The organism is Streptomyces sp. NBC_00203 (genome assembly GCF_045206325.1).
GTDB lineage: Bacteria > Actinomycetota > Actinomycetes > Streptomycetales > Streptomycetaceae > Streptomyces > Streptomyces lutosisoli.
Genome location: NZ_CP108126.1, coordinates 2,627,208 through 2,649,467 on the forward strand (window position 1 = coordinate 2,627,208; position 22,260 = coordinate 2,649,467).

A 22,260-nucleotide genomic window follows, 5' to 3' on the forward strand; every position below is an offset into this window, starting at 1 on the left:
TTGTCCCTCGACTTGCTCATCGACCGTTCGACAGGGAGCCCCATGGTCCAGCGCATCACCGTCCCCAGCCTCTTCACGCCGCCCGTCTACTCGCACGCGTCCGTCGTCGAAGCCGGGACGAAGGTCGCCTTCCTCGCCGGGTCCGTGCCGCTCGACACCGACGGGAAGATAGTCGGCGAGGGTGATCATGTGCGGCAGGCCGAGCAGGTGCTGGCCAATCTCGATGAACAACTGCGGGCGGTCGGGAGCGACATGGGGCACGTCGTGTCGACCGACGTGTATGTCGTCGGGAGTGAGCCGGCGGTGTTGTCCGACGTCTGGGATGTCGTCGAGGCCTCCGGGCTCAGCATCGGCCCGCATTCGTCGACGCTGATCGGGGTGGCCTGCCTCGGGTACACCGGGCAGCTCGTGGAGATCACGGCGGTCGCCGTGGTCCCGGATCGCGGCTGAGCGCTCCGCCGGAAGTCCGGTGCGTCGTCAGCGGGCCCGCCGTGGCTGGTCGCGCCCGCGCGGCGGAGCCGCATGGTGTCGGCGGCGGGTCCGCCCCGCGCTCCACCGCCGGGTCCCCGAGACCACCCCGAGGGGAGGCAAGCCGTCAACCGGATCACCCCCACGAAGGCAAGCCCCCGCCCGACCACCCGACACAGGCGAGCCCTGCCCCGTTCACCCCGAAGGATCCAAGCCCCCCGCCCTCGGTGCCCCCCAAGTCCGCCGCTTGGGCAACGGCCTGGCATAGCCTTCGGCCCGGCTCGTCCTCAGCCCCAGCGACACCAGCGACTCGGCGAGCTTGACCGCCGCGGCGACCCCGTCGACGACGGGCAGCCCCAGCTTCTCCCCCACCGCCCGCTGCAGTCCGGTCATCCCCGCGCAGCCCAGGACCAGCACCTCGGCCCCCGCCTCACGGGCGCGCTCGGCTGCGGTCACGAAGGCGTCCTCGGTGCGCTGGGAGTCGCCGAGGTCGAGGACGCCGAGCCCGGTGCCGACGACTGCGGCGCAGTTGCGCCCCACCCCGGCCGTCTCCAGGCTGTCCTCGATCTGCCCGCACGACCGCTCCAGCGTGGTGACGACGCCGTAGCGGCGGCCGAGCAGACAGGCGAGATGGGCGGCGGCCTCGGTGATGTCGACGACGGGTACGTCCACCAGCTCCCGCGCGCCCTCGCGGCCGTGTTCCCCGAAGCCGGCCATGACCACGGCGTCGTACGGGCCCTCGTACGTCCGCAGGGTGTCGAGGACGGCCGCCGCCGAGAGATAGCTGTCGAGCCAGCCCTCCGCGGACTCGGGTCCCCACGCCGGGGTGAGTCCGAGCACGGTGGTGCCCGGGCCTGCGGCGGCCCGGGCACCTCGTACGATCTCCTCGGTCATCCCCTGCGTCGTATTGCAGTTGGTGACGACGATCCGCACGCTCAGCCCTCCACGACAGCGGAGGCGGAGGCAGAGGCGGGGACGGGCTCGGTGGTGGCGGCGCGCTCCGAGCGGCACAGCACCGCGTACAGGCCGGCCGCCAGCGCCGTACCGATGAACCAGGAGTACGGGGCCACGTCGCTGAAGTCCTTCACCAGCGCGAGCACCGCGGCAACGGCCGCCGAGGGCAGGAACGCCCACAGCGCCTTGGGGTTGACGCCCTTGCGGTAGTAGTAGCGCGATCCCGGCTGGGCGTTGAAGAGCTGGTCGATGTCGACGTTGCCGCGCTTGACCCAGTAGTAGTCGAGCATGATCACGCCGAACAGCGGGCCCAGGAAGGCGCCGAGGCCACCGAGGAAGTAGTTGACGACGGTGGGGTTGGAGAAGAGGTTCCAGGGGGTCACGACCAGTGCGGCGACCGTGCTGATCATGCCGCCGACCTTGAAGGTGATCTTCTGCGGCCAGACGTTGGCGAGGTCGTACGCCGGGGAGACGAAGTTGGCGACGATGTTGACGCCCATGGTGGCGATGGCGAAGGTCAGGGCGCCGAGGATCAGGACCCAGGTGTTGCCGACCTTGGCGACGAGCAGCGCCGGGTCGGTGATGGCCTCGCCGAACGCCTCGATGGAACCGGCCGTGACGATGACCGAGACGATCACGAAGGCCGTGGAGTTGATGGGCAGGCCCCAGAAGTTGCCGCGCTTGACGGTCTTGTAGCTGGGGGCGAAGCGTGAGAAGTCGCAGAAGTTGAGCATCAGGGTGCCGTAGGTGGCCAGGATGAGCCCGACCGCGCCGAACCACATGCGCCACTGCTCACCCACGGAGACCGGGTGCGGGGTCGCGGTGAGCGAGATGCTCCAGCCGGCCTTGGCGAGGACCCAGATGGCCAGCGCGATCATGACGAGCCAGATGGCCGGGCCGCAGAAGTCCTGGAACTTGCGGACCGACTCCATGCCCTGGCTGATGATCATGGCCTGGATCAGCCACAGCGCGAGGAACGACGTCCAGCCGAGCGCGTCCAGGCCGAGGAAGGCGTGATGGGTCCACGACTCCAGGCCCGGCCAGGCGGCGAGCAGCATGACGTTGACGGCGACGGAGGCCAGATACGTCTGGATTCCGTACCACATGATGGCGATGATCGCCCTGATCAGCGCGGGGATGTTGGCACCCCAGACACCGAAGCTGATGCGGCTGACGACGGGGAAGGGCACGCCGGTGCGCTGTCCGATGCGGCCCATCAGGTTCATGCCGCCGTAGATGATCACGAAGCCGACGAGCAGCGACGTGAAGATCTGCCAGACGTTCATGCCGAGCACCAACAGACCTGCGGCGAACGTGTAGTTGCCGAGGTTGTGGACGTCGGACATCCACATGGCGAAGAGGTCGAAGACCTTCCAGTTGCGCTTCTCGGCGGGCGCGAGGTCTTCGTTGGTGAGCCGGGGATCGGGGACGAACGCTGGGGTGCCGGTGGCTTCGGCACGGTCGGCGAGGGACACGGGGCCTCCATGGGCGAGGGAGCGGAGGACTGCATTCAGTGTGGGGGACGACCTGCAGGCGTGTTTTGGTATACCAAACTGCCGCCATGGTCTCCCCGTCAACCGTTCCGACCGATGTCCCTGAAGTTACGGCTCCGTAAAACACCCCCGGAGTCGGCGAAGATGGCAGCATGACGAAGATCGAACCTCTGGGCGCGGAGCGAGAGCCGCTGGGCGCGGTGCGCGAGCGCGTCCTCGCGACCCTGCGGCAGGAGATCATCGCGGGGCGGCTGCACCCCGGCAACCGCCTGGTCGAGCGCGAGCTTGCCGAGCGCTTCGGGGTCTCCCGGGTTCCGGTCCGCGAGGCCATCCGCGCGCTGGTCGCCGAGGGGTTCGTACTCTTCGAGACGCCGCGCAGGACCGTCGTACGCCGGCTCACTCCGACCGACGTGGCCGAACTCTTCGAACTGCGCGAGGCGCTGGAGGTCTACGCCGCCGGACTCGCCGCGTCACGCGCCACCCCGGAGGCGCTGGCCGAGCTGGCCGGGCTGCTCGACCGCGCGGCGACCGCGACCCACGCCGACGACGCGGAGGCGATCACCGACATCAACACCCGCTTCCACGACCGGATCCTGGCCATGGCGGGCAACAGCCTGCTCATCTCCGTCATGGAACCGGTCGACGGCCGGCTGCGCTGGCTCACCCGACAGAACGAGGAGTGGCCCCAACTCCTCAGCGAGCACCGCGAGTTGTACGAGTCCATCGCATCCGGCGACCCGGAGCGGGCCCGCGCGCACGCACTCGCGCACGTACAAGCCAACTACCGGTCGACGGTGCACCATCTGTTCGGTGAGGCGGAACTTCCCTAACCCGCCCAACTCTCCGCGTACTTGTCCGTGGCTGCCACCAGTACGTCCACGACCCCCGGAGCCCCCGCGTTGTGCCCCGCGTCGTCGACGACGACCAACTCGCTGCCGGGCCAGGCATGGTGGAGGCGCCACACGATGCCCAGCAGATTCCCCAGGTCGAGGCTGCCCTGGACAAGGGTCCCGGGGATGCCCTTGAGTAGCGGTGCGTCCCGGAGGACGACGCCCTCGTCGTTCCCCTCCCCCAGGAAGTGGTCGTTGCCGAAGTAGTGCGTGACCGTGCGGGCGAAGCCCATGCGGAAGGCCGGGTCCTCGTAGCGCTCCACGGACCGCGGTGGCGCGGGAACGATCGCCGTCTCCCAGTCGGTCCAGGCGCGTGCCGCCCGCGCCCGCATCTCCGGGTCGGGGGACTCGATCAGCCGGTTGTACGCGGCCGCCAGGTTTCCGTCGCGCTCGCCCTCGGGCAACTCGGCGAGGAACCGCTCGAAGGCCTCGGGGAAGATCTTCCCAAGTCCCTTGGTCAGCATGGCCACTTCAGGGTTCGAGCCGGTGGCCACCCCCGTCAGCACCAGCTCGGACACGGCGTCCGGATGCGTCTGCGCGTACCGCAGCCCCAGCACCGAACCCCACGAGACTCCCCACACCAGCCACCGTTCGATGCCCAAGTGACCGCGCAGCAGCTCCAGGTCCCGGATCACATGGGCCGTCGTGTTGACGCTCATATCCGTCTCGTAGTCGCTCGCGCGCGGTGTGGAGCGTCCGCAGCCGCGCTGGTCGAGCAGGACGATGCGGTACACCGCCGGGTCGCAGTAGCGCCGGTACCAGGCACCGCATCCCGAGCCGGGGCCGCCGTGCAGCATCACCGCGGGCTTGCCGCGCGGGTTGCCGCAGACCTCCCAGTAGACGCGGTTGCCGTCCCCGACGTCGAGCATTCCGTGGTCGTACGGTTCGATCTCCGGATACACACCCATCACGCGAGGCTAACCCGCGTACGGTCGCGTCGTCAGCCCCGCCGCCTGCGCCGCCGTACCCAGCACCTCCCGGAGCATCGCGGGCGTGAGCCGCCCGGTGAAGGTGTTCCGCTGACTGACGTGGAAACAGCCGAAGAGCTCGACGGGCCCGATCGGCTCCGGTACAACGGGCCCGATCGACATCGACTCCGATTCAACGGGCCTCATCGACATGGACTGCGATGCCACAGAATCCGGGCCCAGCGTGACCCGCGCCCCATGCGCGAACACCGGCCTGGGCCTGGGCACCGCCCACCCCGCCGCCGCGAACGCGGGCAACGCGGCCTGCCACCCGAAGGCCCCGAGCACCACCACCGCCCGCAGCGAGGGCCGCAGCAGCTCCAACTCCCGTACGAGCCAAGGGCGGCACGTGTCCCGCTCCTCGGGCGTCGGCTTGTTGGCGGGCGGGGCACAGTGAACGGGCGAGGTGACGCGTACGCCGTACAGCTCCAGCCCGTCGTCCGCGCTCACCGAAGTCCCCCGCGACGCCAGGCCCAGGTCGTGCAGCGCCGCGTACAGCACATCCCCGGACCGGTCTCCCGTGAACATCCGCCCGGTCCGGTTCCCGCCGTGCGCGGCGGGTGCGAGTCCGACGATGAGCAGCGAGGCGTCGGCCGGTCCGAACCCGGGAACCGGGCGCCCCCAGTACGTCTGGCCGGCGAAGGCGGCGCGCTTGGTGCGGGCCACCTCCTCGCGCCAGGCGACAAGGCGCGGACAGGCCCGGCACCCGGTGACCCGCGCGTCCAGTTCGGCGAGGCCCCTGGCGTCCAGGTCCCTGCCGTCCGGGCCGCTGGTGTCCATGCCTCCACCGTACGACTGGATCATCACGGCCCCCGCCGCTTCGGAGGGCGGTCGCATCCGGGGTGGTCCGTGCGGTGGTCCAGGCCGTCGTCGGTGCAGTGGTCCAGGCCGTGGAAAATCCTCCCGGTGCGGCCGCCGCGGAGGACTAAGGTCGAGGTATGGCTTCTGAGGGTGCTGACGGGGACAAGAAGGGCACGAGTAACGGCGGTGCGCACGGCTCCGGTGACACGGTGAGCGCGGCCGAGGCCGCCAAGGCCGCCGGTCCGGGGCGCGGCGAGAGTGTCCGGGTCGACAGCTGGATCTGGTCCGTACGTCTCGTCAAGACCCGCTCGATGGGCGCCACCGCCTGCCGGGGCGGGCATGTCCGGGTGAACGGCGAGCGCGTCAAGCCCGCGTATGCCGTGCGCGTCGGGGACGAGGTGCGGCTGCGGCACGACGGGCGGGAGCGGGTCGTCGTCGTGAAGCGCGTGATCCGCAAGCGGGTCGGGGCGCCGGTCGCCGTCGAGTGCTACGTCGACAACAGTCCGCCGCCTCCGCCGCGCGAGGCCGTCGCTCCCGCGGGCATCCGTGACCGGGGGGCGGGGCGCCCGACCAAGCGGGACCGGCGCGACCTGGAGCGCTTGCGGGGGCTTGCCGCCGGTACCCCTGGCTTCTCGGGCGCCTCCGGCACCTCCGGCTCCTCCGGCTCCTCCGGCTCCTCCGTCCAGGAGCGTGGTCACGGCGGGTCCGGTTCGGGGTCCGGCTCCCGGTCCTGAATCTCCCGTACGACGTCGAGGGCTCCCCCTGCTGAAAGGGGGAGCCCTTCGTCTCGTACGGCCGTCATGCCCGCCTGCGTACCAGGCGGAGAAGTTCGGTCGTGTGGCTGCGCCTGGCCCACGCGATCAGTGCGAGCGGCAGGATCAGGATGAGCGGGGTCGCCACGTACGGGCCGTGGATGACCGTGACGTTGACGATGAACGCGCCGGCCATCAGCGCGCTGAGCGCCACCGCTGCCACGGAGTCCAGGAGCGGGACCAACAGGGCGATACCGCCGGCGAGTTCGAGTGCGCCGATGACGTACATGCCCGTGTGGCCCCATCCGAGCTTGTCGAAGGCCTCTACTGCTGACGGGTGTGCGATCAGCTTGGGGAGGGCGCTCGCGATCACGTAGAAGAGGCCGAGGACGACTTGCAGGGCGGTCAGGGAGATTCGGGCGCTGCGGGGGCGGCTGGCGCCGGGGGCGGGGGCGGGGGTGATGTGGGAGACGGCGGTGGCGGGAGCCGTGGTCTCGGACATGGGGGTCTCCTGGGTGAGCGGTAGCTGTTGCTTTCACAGAGGTAGACCGGGTGCGGGGCCGTAACTCATCGGTGCGGGCGGGGATTTGTTCTCGCCCCCGCCGCCCCTACCCGTCCCATCCCCCAGGGGCTCTGCCCCTTCGACCCCGTTCGGTTGTGTGTCGGGTGCGGGTGGGTGGGGGCTGGGCGCGTCCACGCGGCGGAGCCGCATATCGACACAGTCCCGCGCCCCTTGGGTGGGTGGGGGTGGGGGTTGTTTGTTGGGTGCGGGGCTGTGGGGGCTGGGCGCGCCCACGCGGCGGAGCCGCACATCGACGCAGCCCCGCGCCCCTAACGGCGCGGGGCTGCGCCCCCAGAACCCCCTTCGGCCTCAACGGCTTCGTCCTCAAACGCCGGACGGGCCGGATGATGCCCGCCTTGGCCGAAGGGTTCCGGGCGCCGTCGCTCGCGCCCGCACGGCTCAGCCCTTCACCGCCCTCACCCACACCCCGTCCTCCGTCAGATACCGGTCCACCCGCAACCCCGCCTCCCCGAGCGCCTCCTCGAACTCGTCCTTCGTCAACGGGCGGGCCAGGAACGTCTGGGTCCACGTGGCATCCGGGAACTCGTACTCCGCGTGGACCGAGTTCACCCCGTCGGCCACCGGCTCCGCGGATGTGATCCGGGAGATGAAGCCTGAGGGGTCGACGCGCTCGCGGGGGACGTTGGTGTGCCAGTCCTCCCCCTCTCGCTGGATCAAGACGCAGCCGTCCTCCGCGACATGGCGGGCGCAGGTCTTGAGCATCGACTGCCGTTCGTCGGCGTCCCCGGTGTGGACGAGGAACGACGCGAGCATCACCACGTCGAAGGTCTCTCCCAGGTCGAGGTCCTCGATCGTGCTGCGTATGGTGCGCGCTCCTCGGACGCGCTCCAGCATCTCGGCCGACTCGTCGACGGCGGTGACCGTGAACCCGTGCTCCAGGAGTGGGTGGGTCATCCGTCCCACCCCGCTGCCCAGTTCCAGGATGTGTGCGCCCGCGGGCACCGCCGCGGTGATGATGTCCGGCTCGTCCCGGATGGGCAGGCGCGCGTACAGCTCGACCGCGCAGCCGTCCGGTGTGATGGCACCGGGTCCGGTTCCCTCGTGTCCCTGTCGCTTCTCGATCCGCATACCCGTCCAACGGGCCGCCCTCATCGGCCCGTTCCCACCCCGCCCCCATTCACTCGTTCGAGTGGCGAGCTACAGTGCGAACCATCCTTGCCCGCCATACCAGTGGCCGCCCTCGCGCAGATGGTCCACCACCGCGCGCTCGACACTGTTCCGCCGTGGCAGTTTCTCCACCGGCAGCTCCGGATCGCCGAAGACGAAGCCGATGGGCACCCCGTCGTCCGGGGTCTTGTCCTGGTAGGCGAGCTCGAAGCGGTCCTGGAAGCGGATGATGTTGGAGTCGGCGGAGAGATACCGCTTGAGCTGGGGGTCGAGCAGCCAGGAGTGGCAGACGGCGACCTCATAGCGCTCGTCGGGGTAGTGGCGGGTGAAGAAGTCCCTGGCCAGGGCGAGCGATCGGTCGCAGGCGGAGGGTGTCAGGGGGCCGCGGAAGTCTGTGATGTGCAGGCTCAGGCAGGAGTCGCCGGGGCCCAGGTCCAGTCCCGCCGCCGCGACGGCCCGGCCCGTGCGCCGGCCGAGCCGTGCCCGCTGGAACTGCAGTCGGCCCAGCTGGAAGAGCTCGCCGTGGAAGTGCAGGGCGATCCACCAGGGGAACAGCAGCCCGGGTGTGCCGAGCCGTCTGTGGTGCACGGCCACATGGCGGCCGAGGTCGGCGAGGGTGCGCCGGGACACGTCCTCCGGGACGCCGTGCTCCCGGTGGTACGCGCGCACATGGGGAAGCGCCGCGATGAAGACGTACACATGGAAGCAGCGCCCGAGCTCCCCCGTCGACTCGGGGAACGCGGGTGGCTCCCAGCCCTTGCCTATCTCCCCCATGTCCCTGACGAAGCGGCCGACGCAGCGTGCGAGGAGTGTCATCGCCTCCGGGTCGGCCGCCAACCGGGCGCGCAGCGCGACGAGTTCATTGATGTGCTCGTGGGCCACGGTCAGGTCGAGCAGGACGTCCGGCAGCTCGTCCGCGTCCGGAAGCACCGCTTCCGTCCGCGGCGGGCCCTCGCTCTCCAGGTCCCTCAGCCACTCCGCGAGTCTCGCGTCCGCCCGCAGCGCGTCCAGCAGCACCGTCGCCTCCCCCCGTGGTCGTGGATCCGACCGCTCTCCCTTGGTGAACGTGCACCACGAAGAGTACGTTTCCGAGTAGGAGTAGTGATACTGATGCGTACGGGCAGTGAACCGACGACAGCGCGCAGTGCTCTGCGGCTGCGCTTCTGGCTGAGCCTCTGGGGCCTGATCTGGGCGATCTTCGGGACGGCCGCGTTCGCCCTGGTCGGGCGGCCGGGATGGGCGGCCGCCTGCGGCGTGCTGTGGCTGATCGTCACCGTCGACATGACCATGATCCTGTGGCACATCCATCAGGGGCCGCACTTCCAGCCGGGCCGGGACATCCCGCCGTACCAGCCTGCGGATCAGCGGCCTCCGTACCGGCCGGCTGATCAGCGGCCTCCGTTCCGGCCGCCGGAGCACCGCCACCCCTGACCGGCTCAGGGCCCGCACTCACGGCCCACTCACCGCCGGCTCATGTCTTACGAGTCGAAGCGCGCCGCTTCCAGATACTGCGGCTTCGGGTCGAGCGCCGCCGCCAGTCTGAAGTGCCGCTTCGCCAGATCGGGGCGGCGCTGGCGCTCATAGGTGCGGGCGAGCGCGAAGTGCGCGAAGGCGTTGTCCGGCTCGCGCTCCAGGACGATCGTGAACTCCAGCTCGGCGGGGCGGAGTTGCGCGGCGGCGAAGAAGGCACGCGCGCGCAGCAGCCGGGCTGCCGTGTTCTCCGGATGCGCGCCGATGACCGAGTCGAGCAGCTTCACCGCGCCCCGCGGGTCCCGCGCTTCGAGCAGTCGCTCGGCGGCACGGAAGTCGATGACATGGGTCTCCGGAGTACGTCCGGTCGAACCGCTGGTCTCGGGCACGGCAGAGTCCTTCCCTCACTCGAAGGGTTCAACGCCCCCGCAGGGGGCCGCTATTCCTGGGGCTGATGGGGTTGATGGGCCCTACGCGCGAGATCCGCCCATACCTCCCGTACGCGCCGCTGCAACTCCTCCAGGGGTACGTCGTTGTCGATGACGACGTCCGCGATCTCCAGGCGCTTCTCGCGCGGAGCCTGGGCGGCCATGCGGGCGCGGGCGTCCTCCTCGGTCATGCCGCGCAGCCGTACGAGCCGGTCGAGCTGGGTCTCGGGACTGGCGTCGACGACGATCACGAGGTCGTACAGCGGTGCGAGGCTGTTCTCGGCGAGAAGGGGCACGTCGTGTACGACGACGGCCTCTTCGGAAGCGGATCTTTCGAGTTCGCGAGTGCGGGCGCCCACCAGGGGGTGCACGATCGAGTTGAGGACGGCGAGTTTCTCCGGGTCGGCGAAGACGATCGAGCCCAGCTTGGGCCGGTCCAGGCCACCGTCCGGTGCGAGCACGTCCTCGCCGAAGGCGTCGACGACCGCCGCGAGCCCGGGAGTTCCGGGCGCGACGACCTCCCGCGCGATCCTGTCCGCGTCGATCAGCACCGCCCCCTGCTCCACGAGCAGCCGCGACACCTCGCTCTTGCCGGCGCCGATACCACCGGTCAGGCCCACCTTCAGCATGCGGAGCAGCTTAGGGCCTGCCACTGACAGGCCCTCCGACAGGGAGCCCTGGAGCCAGGCTCAGGCGTCGCCCTCACGCTCCGCCAGGAACCGCTCGAACTCGAGGCCGATCTCGTCCGCCGACGGGATGTCCACCGGCTCCGCGAGCATGTTGCCCCGGGTCTCGGCGCCCGCCGCGGCGTCGTACTGGTGCTCAAGACCCTGGACGAGGGCGACGAGCTCTTCGTCCCCCTCCTGGATCTGCCGGTCGATCTCCGTCTGGGTGCGGTGCGCCTCGGTGCGCAGGGAGTGCGCGATGGCCGGGAGCACCAGGCCGGTCGCGCCGGTGATGGACTCCAGGACGGTCAGCGCGGCGTCCGGGTACGGGGAACGCGCGATGTAGTGCGGCACGTGCGCGGCGACGCCCAGGACGTCGTGTCCTGCCTCCATGAGGCGGTACTCGACGAGGGCCTCGGCACTTCCGGGGACCTGTGCCTCGTCGAAGGGGCTGCGGTGGCCGGGCACCAGCTCGGTGCGGTTGCCGTGCGGGGTGAGGCCCACGGGGCGGGTGTGCGGGACGCCCATCGGGATGCCGTGGAAGTTCACGGAGAGACGGACGCCGAGCCGCTCCACGATCTGCTGGACGGCGGCGGCGAAGCGCTCCCACTCGACGTCCGGCTCGGGGCCGGAGAGCAGCAGGAAGGGCGCGCCCGTGGCGTCCTGTACGAGGCGTACGTCAAGGGTGGGCTCTTCGTAGTCGGTCCAGCGGTCGCGCTTGAACGTCAGCAGCGGGCGCCGGGCCCGGTAGTCCACGAGCCGGTCGTGGTCGAAACGGGCCACGACCTGGTGGGGCAGCGAGTCGAGCACCCGGTCGACGATCTGGTCGCCGGTTTCGCCCGCGTCGATGTATCCGTCGAAGTGGTAGAGCATGACCAGGCCGGCCGACTCCTGGGCGAGTGCCATGTCGACAACGGCCAGGCCCTTCGGCTCCCATGCGTACAAACCCTGCGGATCAAGCACTGTGACCGCTCCTCCTCGTGTTCGTACTGCACAACGTGGTGCGGAGCGCGGGCATTCCCGGCCCGCGCTCCGCACCGCTGCCTCTTACCGACTTCTCAGCCACCACGAGCGGCTGGAAAGACATCCGAAGCGGCCGCGAAGACACTTACAGACGGCTATGAGGACAGCACACGCGTGTTACGAGGACAGCACACGCGCGTGGAGCGCGGTGACCGCCTTGCGGGCGGACGTGAAGGCACCGTGCTGCCAGGCGTCGGTGTAACTGAGCCAGTCGCCCGCGAAGTAGATCCGCCCGGTGGGCTGGTTCAGCGGCTTGTAGCGGGCGTCGTCGGGTCCGCCGGGGGTGTCGTGCCAGGCGGCCTCCAGGTGGGGCGTCTGACGCCAGTGGTGCGAGAAGGAGGACGCGAGTTCGGTGCGGTACTTCTCGCCGTAGATCTTCACGCCCGTGGCCACCGCGCGCTTCTCGCGCTCCTTGGGGGTGAGCTTCGCGTACGAGTCGGCGTCGTCGTCGTAGTTGTAGTAGCCGATCAGTACGCCGCGCTCGCCGTGGAAGCCGTACGAGGGGTGCCAGATGTGGACGACGTCCTGGTCGGTCTCGGTGATGCCGCCGTAGATGTTGTGGTCCAGCTCCCACCAGCGGGAGCGGTACTCCAGGCCGATCTTGGCGGCGGACTGCGGCGTGATCGCCTCCAGCGCGCTCTGGACGCCGGAGCCGAGGTTGTGCGGGATCTTGGCGAAGATGTTGGGCGGGAGGGCGCCGATGCAGTAGTCGGCGTCGATGGACTTGGTACGGCCGCCCTGGGTGTAAGTGACGGTAACGCCACTCCCCTTGTCGGTGATTTTGGAAACCGCGGCCCCTGTACGGATGCGATGGGCCCCGATCGCCTTGGTCAGCGCGCGCGGTATCTGGTCCATGCCGCCCACCGGCTGGAACATCAGCATCGCCTGGTCGTAGCCGAACTCGAAGGAGAAGTAGCGGCCGACGCCGGTGGCGAAGACCTCGGAGGCCGACGGTACGTCCCCGAGGAGCACGCCTGGGGTTCCCGCGGCGGCCGGGACGGTGGTGTAGCCGCGGCGCTCACCGCCCTCGTACGTCAGTTTGTCGCCCAGTTCGCCGAAGTCCTTGAGGAACTCGACGAGTTTCTCCTGGTCGGTGGCGGTCAGCTCCTTGTCGAGGGCGCCCTTGTCGGTGGCCTTGGCGAGCAACTCGGAGACATAGCCGTAGACGTCGGCCTTGGCGGTGCGGTAGCGCATCGGCTTGGTCATGCCGGTCGACTCGTTGTAGATGTACGCGTCCGCGTTCACGTTGGTGAACACCTCGATGGGGACGCCGAGTTCGCGGCAGTAGTCGAGGGTGACCATCCACTGCGGAAGACGGGCAGGGCCCGCGTTCATGTAATGACCCTCGCCGAAGCGGGCCGTCTGCGTGTTGCCGTAGAGGTCGGTGGTCGAATCGCCGCCGCGCACCGTGAAGTTGCGGCCACCGGTGCGGTCCCTGGCCTCCAGGATCGTACAGTCGTAGCCGGCCTTGCCCAGTTCGTATGCGGACGCCAGTCCGGCGATGCCGCCGCCGACGATGACGACCTTGGCGGCGCCGCGCCCGGTGAGCGTGAAATCGCTCGACTTCAGTGCACGGAAGGGCTGTTCGCGCTGTGCGGCCTGAGCGGTGGGCGCGAGGCCGAGGGCCCCCATGGTGGCGAACATCGCGCCCGCACCGCCGGTGAGACCGACGTTGCGGAGAAAGGCGCGCCTGCTCGCCGTACCCGATCGCTGCTGTGCTGCCATGACTTCGGCTCCCCTCACGATCTTGAATGACCCGGGGATCCTGGCAACGCCCTGTTACGGCACGGGAATTACTCGTGTAACTGCCACGTTTCTCTCCCCGCACACGCGCACCGAAAACAAAAAACCGATGGGCCGCACCCCCCGTAAGGGGTGCGGCCCACCGACTGGCTACTGCCTAGCGGAACCTATCGGTTCAGCTCTGGCCGCCCGCGAGCTTCTCGCGGAGCGCGGCCAGGGCCTCGTCCGACGCCAGCGCGCCGGAGGTGTCGTCCGACTCCGAGGAGTACGAACCACCCGAGACACCCGCACCAGCACCGGCGGCGGGGGCGGCAGCGCCCTCGGCCTCGGCCTGAGCGTCCGCCTCGCGGGACTTGATGACCTGCGCCTGGTGCTGCTCGAAGCGCTGCTGCGCCTCGGCGTACTGGGTCTCCCACACCTCGCGCTGAGCCTCGAAGCCCTCGAGCCAGTCGTTGGTCTCGGGGTCGAAGCCCTCGGGGTAGATGTAGTTGCCCTGGTCGTCGTACGACGCGGCCATGCCGTACAGCGTCGGGTCGAAGTCGACCGTGGACGGGTCGGCACCGAAGGCCTCGTTGGCCTGCTTCAGCGAGAGGCTGATGCGACGGCGCTCGAGGTCGATGTCGATGACCTTGACGAAGATCTCGTCGTTGACCTGGACGACCTGCTCCGGGATCTCCACGTGGCGCTCGGCCAGCTCGGAGATGTGGACCAGACCCTCGATGCCCTCGTCCACGCGGACGAACGCACCGAACGGAACCAGCTTCGTGACCTTGCCGGGCACGACCTGACCGATCTGGTGCGTGCGGGCGAACTGCTGCCACGGGTCTTCCTGCGTCGCCTTGAGCGACAGGGAGACACGCTCGCGGTCCATGTCGACGTCGAGGACCTCGACGGTGACTTCCTGGCCGACCTCGACAACCTCGGAGGGGTGGTCGATGTGCTTCCAGGAGAGCTCGGAGACGTGCACGAGACCGTCGACGCCACCCAGGTCCACGAAGGCACCGAAGTTGACGATCGAGGAGACGACGCCGGAGCGGACCTGACCCTTCTGCAGGGTCGTGAGGAACGTCTGGCGAACCTCGGACTGGGTCTGCTCGAGCCAGGCACGGCGGGACAGGACCACGTTGTTGCGGTTCTTGTCCAGCTCGATGATCTTGGCCTCGAGCTCCTTGCCCACGTAGGGCTGGAGGTCGCGGACACGGCGCATCTCGACGAGGGAAGCCGGCAGGAAGCCACGGAGGCCGATGTCGAGGATGAGACCACCCTTGACGACCTCGATGACGGTACCGGTGACGATCCCGTCCTCTTCCTTGATCTTCTCGATGGTGCCCCAGGCGCGCTCGTACTGGGCGCGCTTCTTCGAGAGGATCAGGCGGCCTTCCTTGTCCTCCTTCTGGAGAACCAGGGCCTCGATCTCGTCGCCGACCTTGACGACCTCGTTCGGGTCGACGTCGTGCTTGATCGAGAGCTCGCGGCTCGGGATCACGCCTTCGGTCTTGTAACCGATGTCGAGGAGAACCTCGTCCCGGTCTACCTTGACGATGACGCCATCGACGATGTCGCCGTCGTTGAAGTACTTGATCGTCTCGTCGATAGCGGCGAGGAATGCTTCCTCGTCACCGATGTCGTTGACCGCAACCTGCGGGGTGGTGGCGGTGGTCTCGGTGCTGCTCGTCATGTGGGAAAGGGCTCCGGTACGGACAGAGAGTCGTAGGTACTGCTTGCGCCGGGAGCCCGTTTCGCTCTGCAGAAGGCCGGACAGCCAAGGAAGCGCCCAACCCGGAGCGGCGTTTGTGACAAACACCGCCGGTGGCGCCTCGAAAACCGAGGGGACATACATACAGATGCGAGCGCAGCCTGCTACGTCTGAGGTGCGCAGGCTCGCAGCGCAACTTGTAGCATACGGGGGCAGCCGGGCGGGGTCAATGCGCGAAGGCGCACACCCGGGGCGGATCGCCGCATACCCGGCACAAGACCTGTCTCTTGAGGCCACGCGGGCCATAGCTCGCCTCTGCCGTGACACGCCGAGACGGGTTGGACGGAAGAGTACGACGAGGGAGCCGATCATCCAAGAGCCCGAACCGCTTGAGCCCGAAGCCACCCGACGCGACGCGGGCGTCACGGAGAGTTCCCGGGCCAACCGGGGCTGGTGGGACCGGAACGCGGACGAGTACCAGATCGAGCACGGCACGTTCCTCGGGGACGACCGTTTCGTGTGGGGCCCCGAGGGCCTCGACGAGGTGGAGGCCGAGCTGCTCGGCCCGCCGGAGGACCTCAAGGGCAAAGACGTCCTGGAGATCGGCGCCGGCGCGGCCCAGTGCTCGCGCTGGCTGGCCGCCCAGGGGGCCCGTCCGGTGGCCCTGGACCTCTCCCACCGCCAGCTCCAGCACGCCCTGCGCATCGGCGGGGGCGTGCCCCTGGTGGAGGCCGACGCGGGCGCCCTGCCGTTCGCCGACGGATCCTTCGACCTGGCGTGCTCGGCGTACGGCGCGCTGCCGTTCGTCGCCGACCCGGTCCGCGTCCTGCGGGAGGTACGCCGGGTGCTGCGCCCCGGGGGCCGCTTCGTCTTCTCGGTGACCCACCCCATCCGCTGGGCCTTCCCGGACGAGCCCGGCCCCGAGGGGCTGAGCATCTCCGCCTCCTACTTCGACCGCACTCCGTACGTGGAGCAGGACGAGGAGGGCCGCGCGGTGTACGTCGAGCACCACAGGACAATCGGCGACCGCGTCCGCGACGTCGTGGCCGGCGGCTTCCGTCTGATCGACCTCGTCGAGCCGGAGTGGCCCGCCTGGAACACCCAGGAGTGGGGCGGCTGGTCCCCGCTGCGCGGGAATCTGATCCCGGGGACGGCGATTTTCGTCTGCGAGCGGGACTGACCGTACGAAGGGATCGTGCGAAAAGGGGTGCCCACGCGTGCGTGGGCACCCCTTTCTGCTGCGCACGCGCGCGTGGACGGCGTTTTGACGGCTGCCGGGCACACGCGCGTGGAGGGCGTTTTGACGCTCGTACGAGACTGGGGGCGTGATTCGTTACGACGCCCTGGACGCGCTGCCTGTTCGCGGTGCCCTGCCCGCCCTGAGCGACGCCCTGGAGGGCGGCGGCAGCGCGGTGCTCGTGGCGCCGCCCGGCACCGGCAAGACGACGCTGGTGCCGCTGGCGCTCGCCGGTCTGCTGGACGACGGGCGGCCGGTACGCCGGGTCGTCGTCGCCGAGCCCCGGCGGATCGCCGCCCGGGCCGCCGCGCGGCGGATGGCGTGGCTGCTCGGCGAGAAGGTGGGCGAGAGCGTCGGATACACCGTGCGCGGGGAGCGGGTGGTCGGCCGCCACACGCGCGTGGAGGTCGTCACGACCGGTGTCCTGTTGCAGCGGTTGCAGCGGGACCAGGAGCTCGCGGGTGTCGACGTGGTCGTGCTCGACGAGTGCCATGAGCGGCATCTGGACGCCGACACGGTGGCTGCCTTTGCGCTGGACGTACGGGCCGCCCTCCGCCCCGAGCTGCGACTGGTGGCGGCGTCCGCGACGACGGACGCGCAGGGGTGGGCCCGGCTGCTGGGTGACGCGCCGGTCGTCGAGGCACACGGCGTGTCGTATCCGGTCGAGGTGGTGTGGGCGCCGCCGGTACGGCCCGTACGGCCGCCGCACGGGATGCGGGTGGACCCGGCGCTGCTGACCCATGTGGCGTCGGTGGTGCGGCGGGCGCTGGCCGAGCACGAGGGGGACGTGCTGTGTTTCCTGCCCGGAGTCGGGGAGATCGCGCGGGTGGCGGGTCAGCTGGGGGACCTTGGTCCGGTCGAGGTACTTCAAGTGCACGGGCGGGCGCCGGCCGCCGTGCAGGACGCGGTGCTGTCGCCGGGTGCGGGGCGCCGGGTGGTCCTCGCGACCGCGGTGGCCGAGTCGTCGCTGACGGTTCCCGGGGTGCGGGTGGTCGTCGACTCCGGGCTCGCCCGGGAGCCGCGGGTGGACCACGCGCGCGGACTGAGCGCGCTGACGACCGTACGGGCCTCGCAGGCGGCCGGGCGGCAGCGGGCGGGGCGCGCCGGGCGTGAGGCGCCGGGAGCGGTGTACCGGTGCTGGGCGGAGGCGGAGGACGCCCGTCTGGCCCGCTTCCCCGCGCCGGAGATCAAGGTGGCCGACCTGACGGCGTTCGCCCTCCAGGTGGCCTGCTGGGGCGATCCGGACGCGACGGGGCTCGCGCTTCTCGACCCGCCGCCGGGTGGGGCGATGGCGGCGGCACGGTCGGTCCTGTCGGCGGTGGGGGCGGTGGACTCCGCGGGGCGGGCGACGGAACGGGGTGTACGCATGTCCCGGCTCGGGCTGCACCCCCGGCTCGCCCGGGCCCTGCTGGACGCGGCCCCCGAGGTGGGCGCGGACCGGGCCGCGGAGGTCGTGGCCCTCCTCAGCGAGGAACCGCCACGGGAGTACGGCGACGACCTCGCCGCGGCCTGGCGTGCCGCCCAGCGTGGCGGCGACGCCTACGCGGGGCGGTGGCGCGCGGAGGCCCGGAGGCTGCGGGCCGCGGCGGCGCCCACGCCTTCGGCGCGGGGCCTTTCCCACCGGCCCGCCCAGAACTCTCTCCCGGGCGAACCGAGCTCCGACGCGCTCTCCGGTGGGGCCACGGAGGCGACACGCTCCGCCGACGCCCCCGCGGCGGCCCCCGACACTGTGCCGGGCCGGTCGAGCTCCGGAGTTTCCCTCTCGGCCACCGATACGAAGTCCGCCGGCGCCGGGGGCGACCGCGTGGTGGGGCTCGTCGCCGCCCTCGCCTTCCCGGAGCGCGTCGCTCGGGCGCACGGCGGCTCGTATCTCATGGCCTCCGGCACCCGTGCCGAGCTCCAGGACGGCACGGGACTGCGGGGAGCGCCCTGGCTCGCGGTCGCCGTGGCTGATCGGCCCGTGGGTGCCGGGCACGCGCGTGTGCGGCTCGGGGCCGTCATCGACGAGGAGACGGCACGACAGGCCGCGCGGAGCCTGTATGCCGAGGGCGAGGAGGTGCACTGGGCCGACGGTGATGTCGTCGCGCGGCGGGTGGAGCGGCTCGGGGCCGTGGAGCTGGCGGTGCGGCCGCTCAAGAACGCCGACTCCGGACTCGTACGGGAAGCGCTGTGCGAAGGGCTGCGGGCAGAGGGGCTCGGGCTGTTGCGGTGGTCCCCGGACGCGGAGGTACTGCGGCGGCGGCTGGCGTTCCTGCACCTGCACCTGGGCGCCCCGTGGCCCGATGTCTGTGACGACGCGCTCCACGCGCGCGTGGACGAGTGGCTGGAGCCCGAGCTGGGGCGGGCCCGCAGACGGGCCGACCTGGCGCGGATCGACGCCGGGCAGGCCCTGAACCGGCTGCTGCCCTGGGCCACCGGGGACGCGGCCCGGCTCGACGAACTCGCCCCCGAGCGCATCGAGGTGCCGAGTGGGTCCAGAATCCGGATCGACTACGGCGACCCCGAGCGGCCGGTCCTCGCCGTGAAGGTGCAGGAGATGTTCGGCCTGCACGAGTCCCCCGCCGTCGCCGGCGTACCCGTACTCGTGCACCTGTTGTCCCCGGCGGGTCGTCCCGCCGCCGTCACCGCCGACCTCGCCTCCTTCTGGAGGGACGGTTACAAGGCCGTACGGGCCGAACTGCGCGGGCGCTATCCCAAGCACCCGTGGCCCGAGGACCCGGCGAGCGCCGAGCCGACGCGGCACACGAACGCGCGGCTCAGGCGTTGACCGGCTCGGGCTCCACGGCCTGCGTCGGCGCCGCGTCGCCGGGCCTGCGGCCGCGGGCCTCCAGGTACAGCGACAGGGACAGCAGGGCCACGCCCAGGAACAGGAAGCCCCACGGCAGGTACGAGGTCAGCAGCAGGATCAGGGTGCGGTTCGACTTGACCAGGTCGACCGTGTGCTTGATGTAGTCCTCGCGCATCTTCACCTGCCCCGCGAACGCCGTGACCTTCTTGCCGTCGCCGAGCAGGGTGCCGCCGCGGAGTTCCTCTTTGTGGTCCTCTTCGCCGTAGACGGGCGCTCCGGTGACGGGTTCCACCCAGAACTTGCGGACCGTGGTGTACCACATGGTCGTGCCGGTCTTGGCGAGCGATTCCCGGGTGATGCCCTTGACGGGCATGGTCCTCGGGAACTGGACCTTGGTCCAGGGGATGGTCTGCTCGAAGTAGTAGACCTTGACTCCCCGGAAGTTCTGGGTGCCCTTGTAGTGGATGGGGTTGGTGGTGCGGGTCTGCGCGTCGAAGTACTCGTAGTCCCGCTTCTCCGTGAGGAAGGGCCACTTGAACTCGATGCCCTCGCGCGTGACCGGGTCGCCGTCGACCATCTCTCCCGTGGCGTGGACGGGGTCCTGGCTGTGCGCGTCGAAGATGTAGCGCTCGGGGATCTTGGAGATCATCTTGCCGTCGGGTCCCTGGACGTACGACAGGGAGTCCCAGACGACGACGTCCCGGCCCGCGGTCTTCTCGATCTTCTCGGAGGCCTCGACGTTGCCCTTGAGGGTCTGCACGACGGTGACCTTGGGGACCTTCTTCGCCTTCATGGTGCCGTAGTCGATGAGGGTCGCGTTCTTCGCCTCCAGGACCATGTCCTGGTACTGGTTGGCGGGGATCTTCGCCAGGCGCGGGAAGGCGTACCAGCGCATCAGGGGGGACAGCGCCGTGAAGAACACGGCGAAGGCGAGCATGATCAGGCTTGCCTTGCGGCGCATCTCGGCGTCCTTCCCTGAGAGTTACGGGTCTGAAGGCACGGTCTACGGGTGTGCGGGCACGGTCGTCAGCAGAGGCTTCGGCGATGTGCTGCCGGCCGGTGAGCCCATGGCCGTGATGGTCAGCACCAGGGCGAGCGCCACGGCGAGACCGGTCGCGGCGGCGATGAGGGCACGCATGCGGGCCTCCCGAAGGCCAGGAGCTGATACGTCGTCAGGTCCGGCACCGTAGCAACGGCGGGGCGAGATGAGAACACGTTGCACACAGGCAAAGGCGCCCCTCCGCCTGGAAGCGGGAGAGGCGCCCTGACGCGCGTATGAACTACGAGGTGCGCATGGACTGTGGGGTGCGCATGGACTACGAGGCGGCCGCCGCCACCTTCAGTTCGACGGTCAGCGTCGCGCCGCCCGTGGTGTTGATGCGGAGCAGGAACGTGCCGGTGGTGTCGTCCGCGTACAGCTTCGGGAGCAACAGCCCGCCGTCGGCGTCCGTGGTGAGGTCCGTGAGGGTGCGTACGGTCTTGCCGTCCGCGTCCTTGAAGTACGGGCCCTTGTCGTTCTCGGTCGCGTCGTCCGCCGACTTGATGAGCGTGGCGGTGGCCGCGACCTTGCCCGCGACGGCGCCGTTGTAGGTGGCCTTCACCTCGACCTGGTCGGCGAACTCGCCGCTCGGCACACAGGTCAGCTCGGTGTCGCTGGTGCGGGTGAGGGTGTCGGCCTGGCGCGGGGTGACGGTCGCCGTGTAGTCGAGGCCGGCCATGACGCGGCCGACGACGGTGGCGCGGACCGTGAAGTCGCCGGTCTCCTCACCCGCGACGAGCGCGGGCGCGGTGGCCATGCCGAGCCGGTTGGTGATCACCGTGGCGACGGTCTCGCCGCCGGTGAAGGTGGCGTCCGTGTCGTCCCCGACGATCGTGAACCGGACCCGGACCTTCGCGACCGCCTTGTTGGCATCGGTCTCGGTCCGTACGGCGATCTTCTCGGCGAACGTGTCGCCCGCCGTCGCGGTGAGCTTCCCGGTGCCCGCGTCGTCCAGGTGGTCCACGGTCTCGGTGGGCGTGGGCGTCGACGGACTCGGCGAGGGCGAGGGCGAGGCGGGCGTGGAGGGGCTCGGGCTGGGGCTCGTCGAGCCGCCGTCGCCCGGCTCGGAGGTGCCCGGCTCCGACGTGCTCGGCGTCGTGGTGCTCGGTGTCGAGGGGGACGGTGTCGAGGGGGACGACGGGCTGGGGTTCGCGCCGGAGGTGTCGTCGCTGCTGTGCGAGGGCAGCGTGCCGGTGCCGTCCGGCACCTCGTGGGTGCCCTTGCGGTAGTACTCCAGCCACGACAGGACCGTGTTGAGGTACGCCGTCGAGTTGTTGTAGCTGAGGATCGAGGCGTTCATCTGCGCCTGGACCGACATGTCGTGGTCGAACCGGCAGAGGTAGTGACCGGCCGCGAGCGCCGCGTCGTAGACGTTGTTGGGGTCCTTCTTGCCGTCGCCGTTGCCGTCGCGGCCCGCCCACGCCCAGGTGGAGGGGATGAACTGCATCGGCCCCACCGCACGGTCGTGCGTGGAGTCGCCGTCGTACGCGCCGTTGTCGGTGTCGCTGATGTTCGCGAAGCCGTTGCCGTCGAGGACCGGGCCGAGGATCGGCGAGTACGTCGTACCGCTCGCGTCGACGCGGCCGCCGCGGGCCTGGCCGGACTCGACCTTGCCGATGGCGGCGAGGAGCTGCCAGGGCAGGTTGCAGCCCGGCTTGGACTCGCGCAGCGATGCCTCGGCCTTCTTGTAGGCGTCGAGGACGGTCGCGGGTATGCCCGCCTCGGCTTCGCCCGTGACGACGGGCGTGCCCGTGGTCGGCGACGGGCTGGGGCTGTCGAGCGGCGGGAGGTCCGTGTAGTAGCGCGAGTTGCCGCTGGCGGTGTCGTCGCTGCTCGCGTCCGGTGTGGCATCGGCGCCGGTCGTCTGTCTGCCGTGGTCGTCGGTGATCACTCCCGGGGCCTGGGACGCGGACAGGGCCGCGACCGCGGCCGCGGCCACGGCGGTGGTTACCGCCCCCTTGCGCAGCCTCCTGCCGAAATGCGCCGCCATTGAGTGAGCCCCTCCCGTGGACGACCGCTTCTTCGTGCCTGTGTTGCCGGTGTTCGACCGCGCTCCCCGGCGCGGTGACCCAGGTGACCCTACGACAACTTCCGTTGCGCGGGCACCCGTTCGCGCCCGATATTCACCGGTTGGCCATGTGTGATGGTGCGCGGA

The 22,260-nt window shown here is 70.3% G+C and carries 21 protein-coding genes; 6 read left to right on the forward strand and 15 right to left on the reverse strand.

The window, feature by feature from the left end:
* The first annotated feature begins 42 nt into the window (after nucleotides 1-42).
* The gene (locus OG975_RS12105; protein ID WP_406329120.1) at nucleotides 43-450 is read left to right on the forward strand and encodes a RidA family protein; all 408 of its coding nucleotides are present in this window, start codon (nucleotides 43-45) and stop codon (nucleotides 448-450) included.
* Nucleotides 451-663: 213 nt separating this feature from the next.
* Here the strand turns inward: OG975_RS12105 and OG975_RS12110 are convergent, their stop codons facing one another.
* A complete protein-coding gene (locus OG975_RS12110) occupies nucleotides 664-1,401 on the reverse strand; it encodes an aspartate/glutamate racemase family protein (protein ID WP_406329121.1) in 738 nt (245 codons plus the stop codon).
* A 2-nt stretch (nucleotides 1,402-1,403) separates the two neighbouring features.
* Complete coding sequence (locus OG975_RS12115) at nucleotides 1,404-2,897, reverse strand: NCS1 family nucleobase:cation symporter-1 (protein WP_406329122.1); 1,494 nt, start codon at nucleotides 2,895-2,897, stop codon at nucleotides 1,404-1,406.
* 170 nt (nucleotides 2,898-3,067) lie between these two features.
* Here OG975_RS12115 and OG975_RS12120 point away from each other — a divergent pair, with 170 nt between their 5' ends.
* Nucleotides 3,068-3,745, forward strand: a complete 678-nt coding sequence (locus OG975_RS12120) for a GntR family transcriptional regulator (RefSeq protein ID WP_406329123.1) — start codon at nucleotides 3,068-3,070, stop codon at nucleotides 3,743-3,745.
* Here OG975_RS12120 and pip read toward each other — a convergent pair.
* The gene (pip, locus tag OG975_RS12125) at nucleotides 3,742-4,713 is read right to left on the reverse strand and encodes a prolyl aminopeptidase (protein WP_406329124.1); all 972 of its coding nucleotides are present in this window, start codon (nucleotides 4,711-4,713) and stop codon (nucleotides 3,742-3,744) included. The genes OG975_RS12120 and pip overlap by 4 nt on opposite strands.
* 9 nt (nucleotides 4,714-4,722) lie before the next feature.
* Entirely contained in the window at nucleotides 4,723-5,553 is an 831-nt protein-coding gene (locus OG975_RS12130; RefSeq protein WP_406329125.1) for a uracil-DNA glycosylase, read from the reverse strand.
* 158 nt (nucleotides 5,554-5,711) lie between these two features.
* Here OG975_RS12130 and OG975_RS12135 point away from each other — a divergent pair, with 158 nt between their 5' ends.
* Nucleotides 5,712-6,308 carry an RNA-binding S4 domain-containing protein gene (locus OG975_RS12135; protein WP_406329126.1) on the forward strand — a complete coding sequence of 199 codons (597 nt, stop codon included), beginning with the start codon at nucleotides 5,712-5,714 and terminating at the stop codon, nucleotides 6,306-6,308.
* Between the two features lie 64 nt (nucleotides 6,309-6,372).
* Here OG975_RS12135 and OG975_RS12140 read toward each other — a convergent pair whose 3' ends face one another.
* The 3 genes from OG975_RS12140 to OG975_RS12150 form a co-directional block, all read right to left on the reverse strand.
* The gene (locus tag OG975_RS12140; RefSeq protein ID WP_406329127.1) at nucleotides 6,373-6,828 is read right to left on the reverse strand and encodes a DoxX family protein; all 456 of its coding nucleotides are present in this window, start codon (nucleotides 6,826-6,828) and stop codon (nucleotides 6,373-6,375) included.
* Nucleotides 6,829-7,287: 459 nt separating this feature from the next.
* Nucleotides 7,288-8,001 carry a class I SAM-dependent methyltransferase gene (locus OG975_RS12145; protein ID WP_406329128.1) on the reverse strand — a complete coding sequence of 238 codons (714 nt, stop codon included), beginning with the start codon at nucleotides 7,999-8,001 and terminating at the stop codon, nucleotides 7,288-7,290.
* Nucleotides 8,002-8,046: 45 nt separating this feature from the next.
* Nucleotides 8,047-9,033 carry an acyltransferase domain-containing protein gene (locus OG975_RS12150; protein WP_406329129.1) on the reverse strand — a complete coding sequence of 329 codons (987 nt, stop codon included), beginning with the start codon at nucleotides 9,031-9,033 and terminating at the stop codon, nucleotides 8,047-8,049.
* Between the two features lie 93 nt (nucleotides 9,034-9,126).
* On the opposite strand from OG975_RS12150, the gene OG975_RS12155 reads away from it, so the two are divergent.
* Nucleotides 9,127-9,447, forward strand: a complete 321-nt coding sequence (locus OG975_RS12155) for a DUF6343 family protein (protein WP_406329130.1) — start codon at nucleotides 9,127-9,129, stop codon at nucleotides 9,445-9,447.
* Between the two features lie 47 nt (nucleotides 9,448-9,494).
* On the opposite strand, the gene OG975_RS12160 is transcribed toward OG975_RS12155, so the two are convergent.
* The 5 genes from OG975_RS12160 to rpsA all read right to left on the reverse strand — a co-directional run bounded on the left by OG975_RS12160 (nucleotide 9,495) and on the right by rpsA (nucleotide 15,023).
* Nucleotides 9,495-9,875: a tetratricopeptide repeat protein gene (locus OG975_RS12160; protein ID WP_327427934.1), complete on the reverse strand. Its 381-nt coding sequence runs from the start codon at nucleotides 9,873-9,875 to the stop codon at nucleotides 9,495-9,497.
* Between the two features lie 50 nt (nucleotides 9,876-9,925).
* Complete coding sequence (gene coaE, locus OG975_RS12165) at nucleotides 9,926-10,543, reverse strand: dephospho-CoA kinase (protein WP_406329131.1); 618 nt, start codon at nucleotides 10,541-10,543, stop codon at nucleotides 9,926-9,928.
* Nucleotides 10,544-10,603: 60 nt separating this feature from the next.
* The gene (locus tag OG975_RS12170) at nucleotides 10,604-11,542 is read right to left on the reverse strand and encodes a PAC2 family protein (protein ID WP_406329132.1); all 939 of its coding nucleotides are present in this window, start codon (nucleotides 11,540-11,542) and stop codon (nucleotides 10,604-10,606) included.
* A gap of 177 nt (nucleotides 11,543-11,719) precedes the next feature.
* On the reverse strand, nucleotides 11,720-13,246 hold the full coding sequence (locus OG975_RS12175; RefSeq protein WP_406336245.1) for a flavin monoamine oxidase family protein: 1,527 nt from the start codon (nucleotides 13,244-13,246) through the stop codon (nucleotides 11,720-11,722).
* 274 nt (nucleotides 13,247-13,520) lie between these two features.
* Nucleotides 13,521-15,023: a 30S ribosomal protein S1 gene (gene rpsA, locus OG975_RS12180; protein ID WP_406329133.1), complete on the reverse strand. Its 1,503-nt coding sequence runs from the start codon at nucleotides 15,021-15,023 to the stop codon at nucleotides 13,521-13,523.
* Nucleotides 15,024-15,270: 247 nt separating this feature from the next.
* Between rpsA and OG975_RS12185 the strand changes: the two genes are divergently transcribed.
* Both OG975_RS12185 and OG975_RS12190 read left to right on the forward strand, forming a co-directional pair.
* On the forward strand, nucleotides 15,271-16,221 hold the full coding sequence (locus OG975_RS12185) for a class I SAM-dependent methyltransferase (RefSeq protein ID WP_406329134.1): 951 nt from the start codon (nucleotides 15,271-15,273) through the stop codon (nucleotides 16,219-16,221).
* A 145-nt stretch (nucleotides 16,222-16,366) separates the two neighbouring features.
* Entirely contained in the window at nucleotides 16,367-19,045 is a 2,679-nt protein-coding gene (locus OG975_RS12190; protein ID WP_406329135.1) for an ATP-dependent RNA helicase, read from the forward strand.
* Here OG975_RS12190 and OG975_RS12195 read toward each other — a convergent pair.
* The 3 genes from OG975_RS12195 to OG975_RS12205 form a co-directional block, all read right to left on the reverse strand.
* Entirely contained in the window at nucleotides 19,035-20,027 is a 993-nt protein-coding gene (locus OG975_RS12195; RefSeq protein WP_406329136.1) for a DUF3068 domain-containing protein, read from the reverse strand. The two genes, OG975_RS12190 and OG975_RS12195, sit on opposite strands and share 11 nt — an antisense overlap.
* Before the next feature lie 42 nt (nucleotides 20,028-20,069).
* The gene (locus OG975_RS12200) at nucleotides 20,070-20,204 is read right to left on the reverse strand and encodes an SPW_0924 family protein (RefSeq protein ID WP_330303828.1); all 135 of its coding nucleotides are present in this window, start codon (nucleotides 20,202-20,204) and stop codon (nucleotides 20,070-20,072) included.
* Nucleotides 20,205-20,382: 178 nt separating this feature from the next.
* The gene (locus OG975_RS12205; RefSeq protein WP_406329137.1) at nucleotides 20,383-22,095 is read right to left on the reverse strand and encodes a lytic transglycosylase domain-containing protein; all 1,713 of its coding nucleotides are present in this window, start codon (nucleotides 22,093-22,095) and stop codon (nucleotides 20,383-20,385) included.
* Between the last annotated feature and the right edge of the window lie 165 nt (nucleotides 22,096-22,260).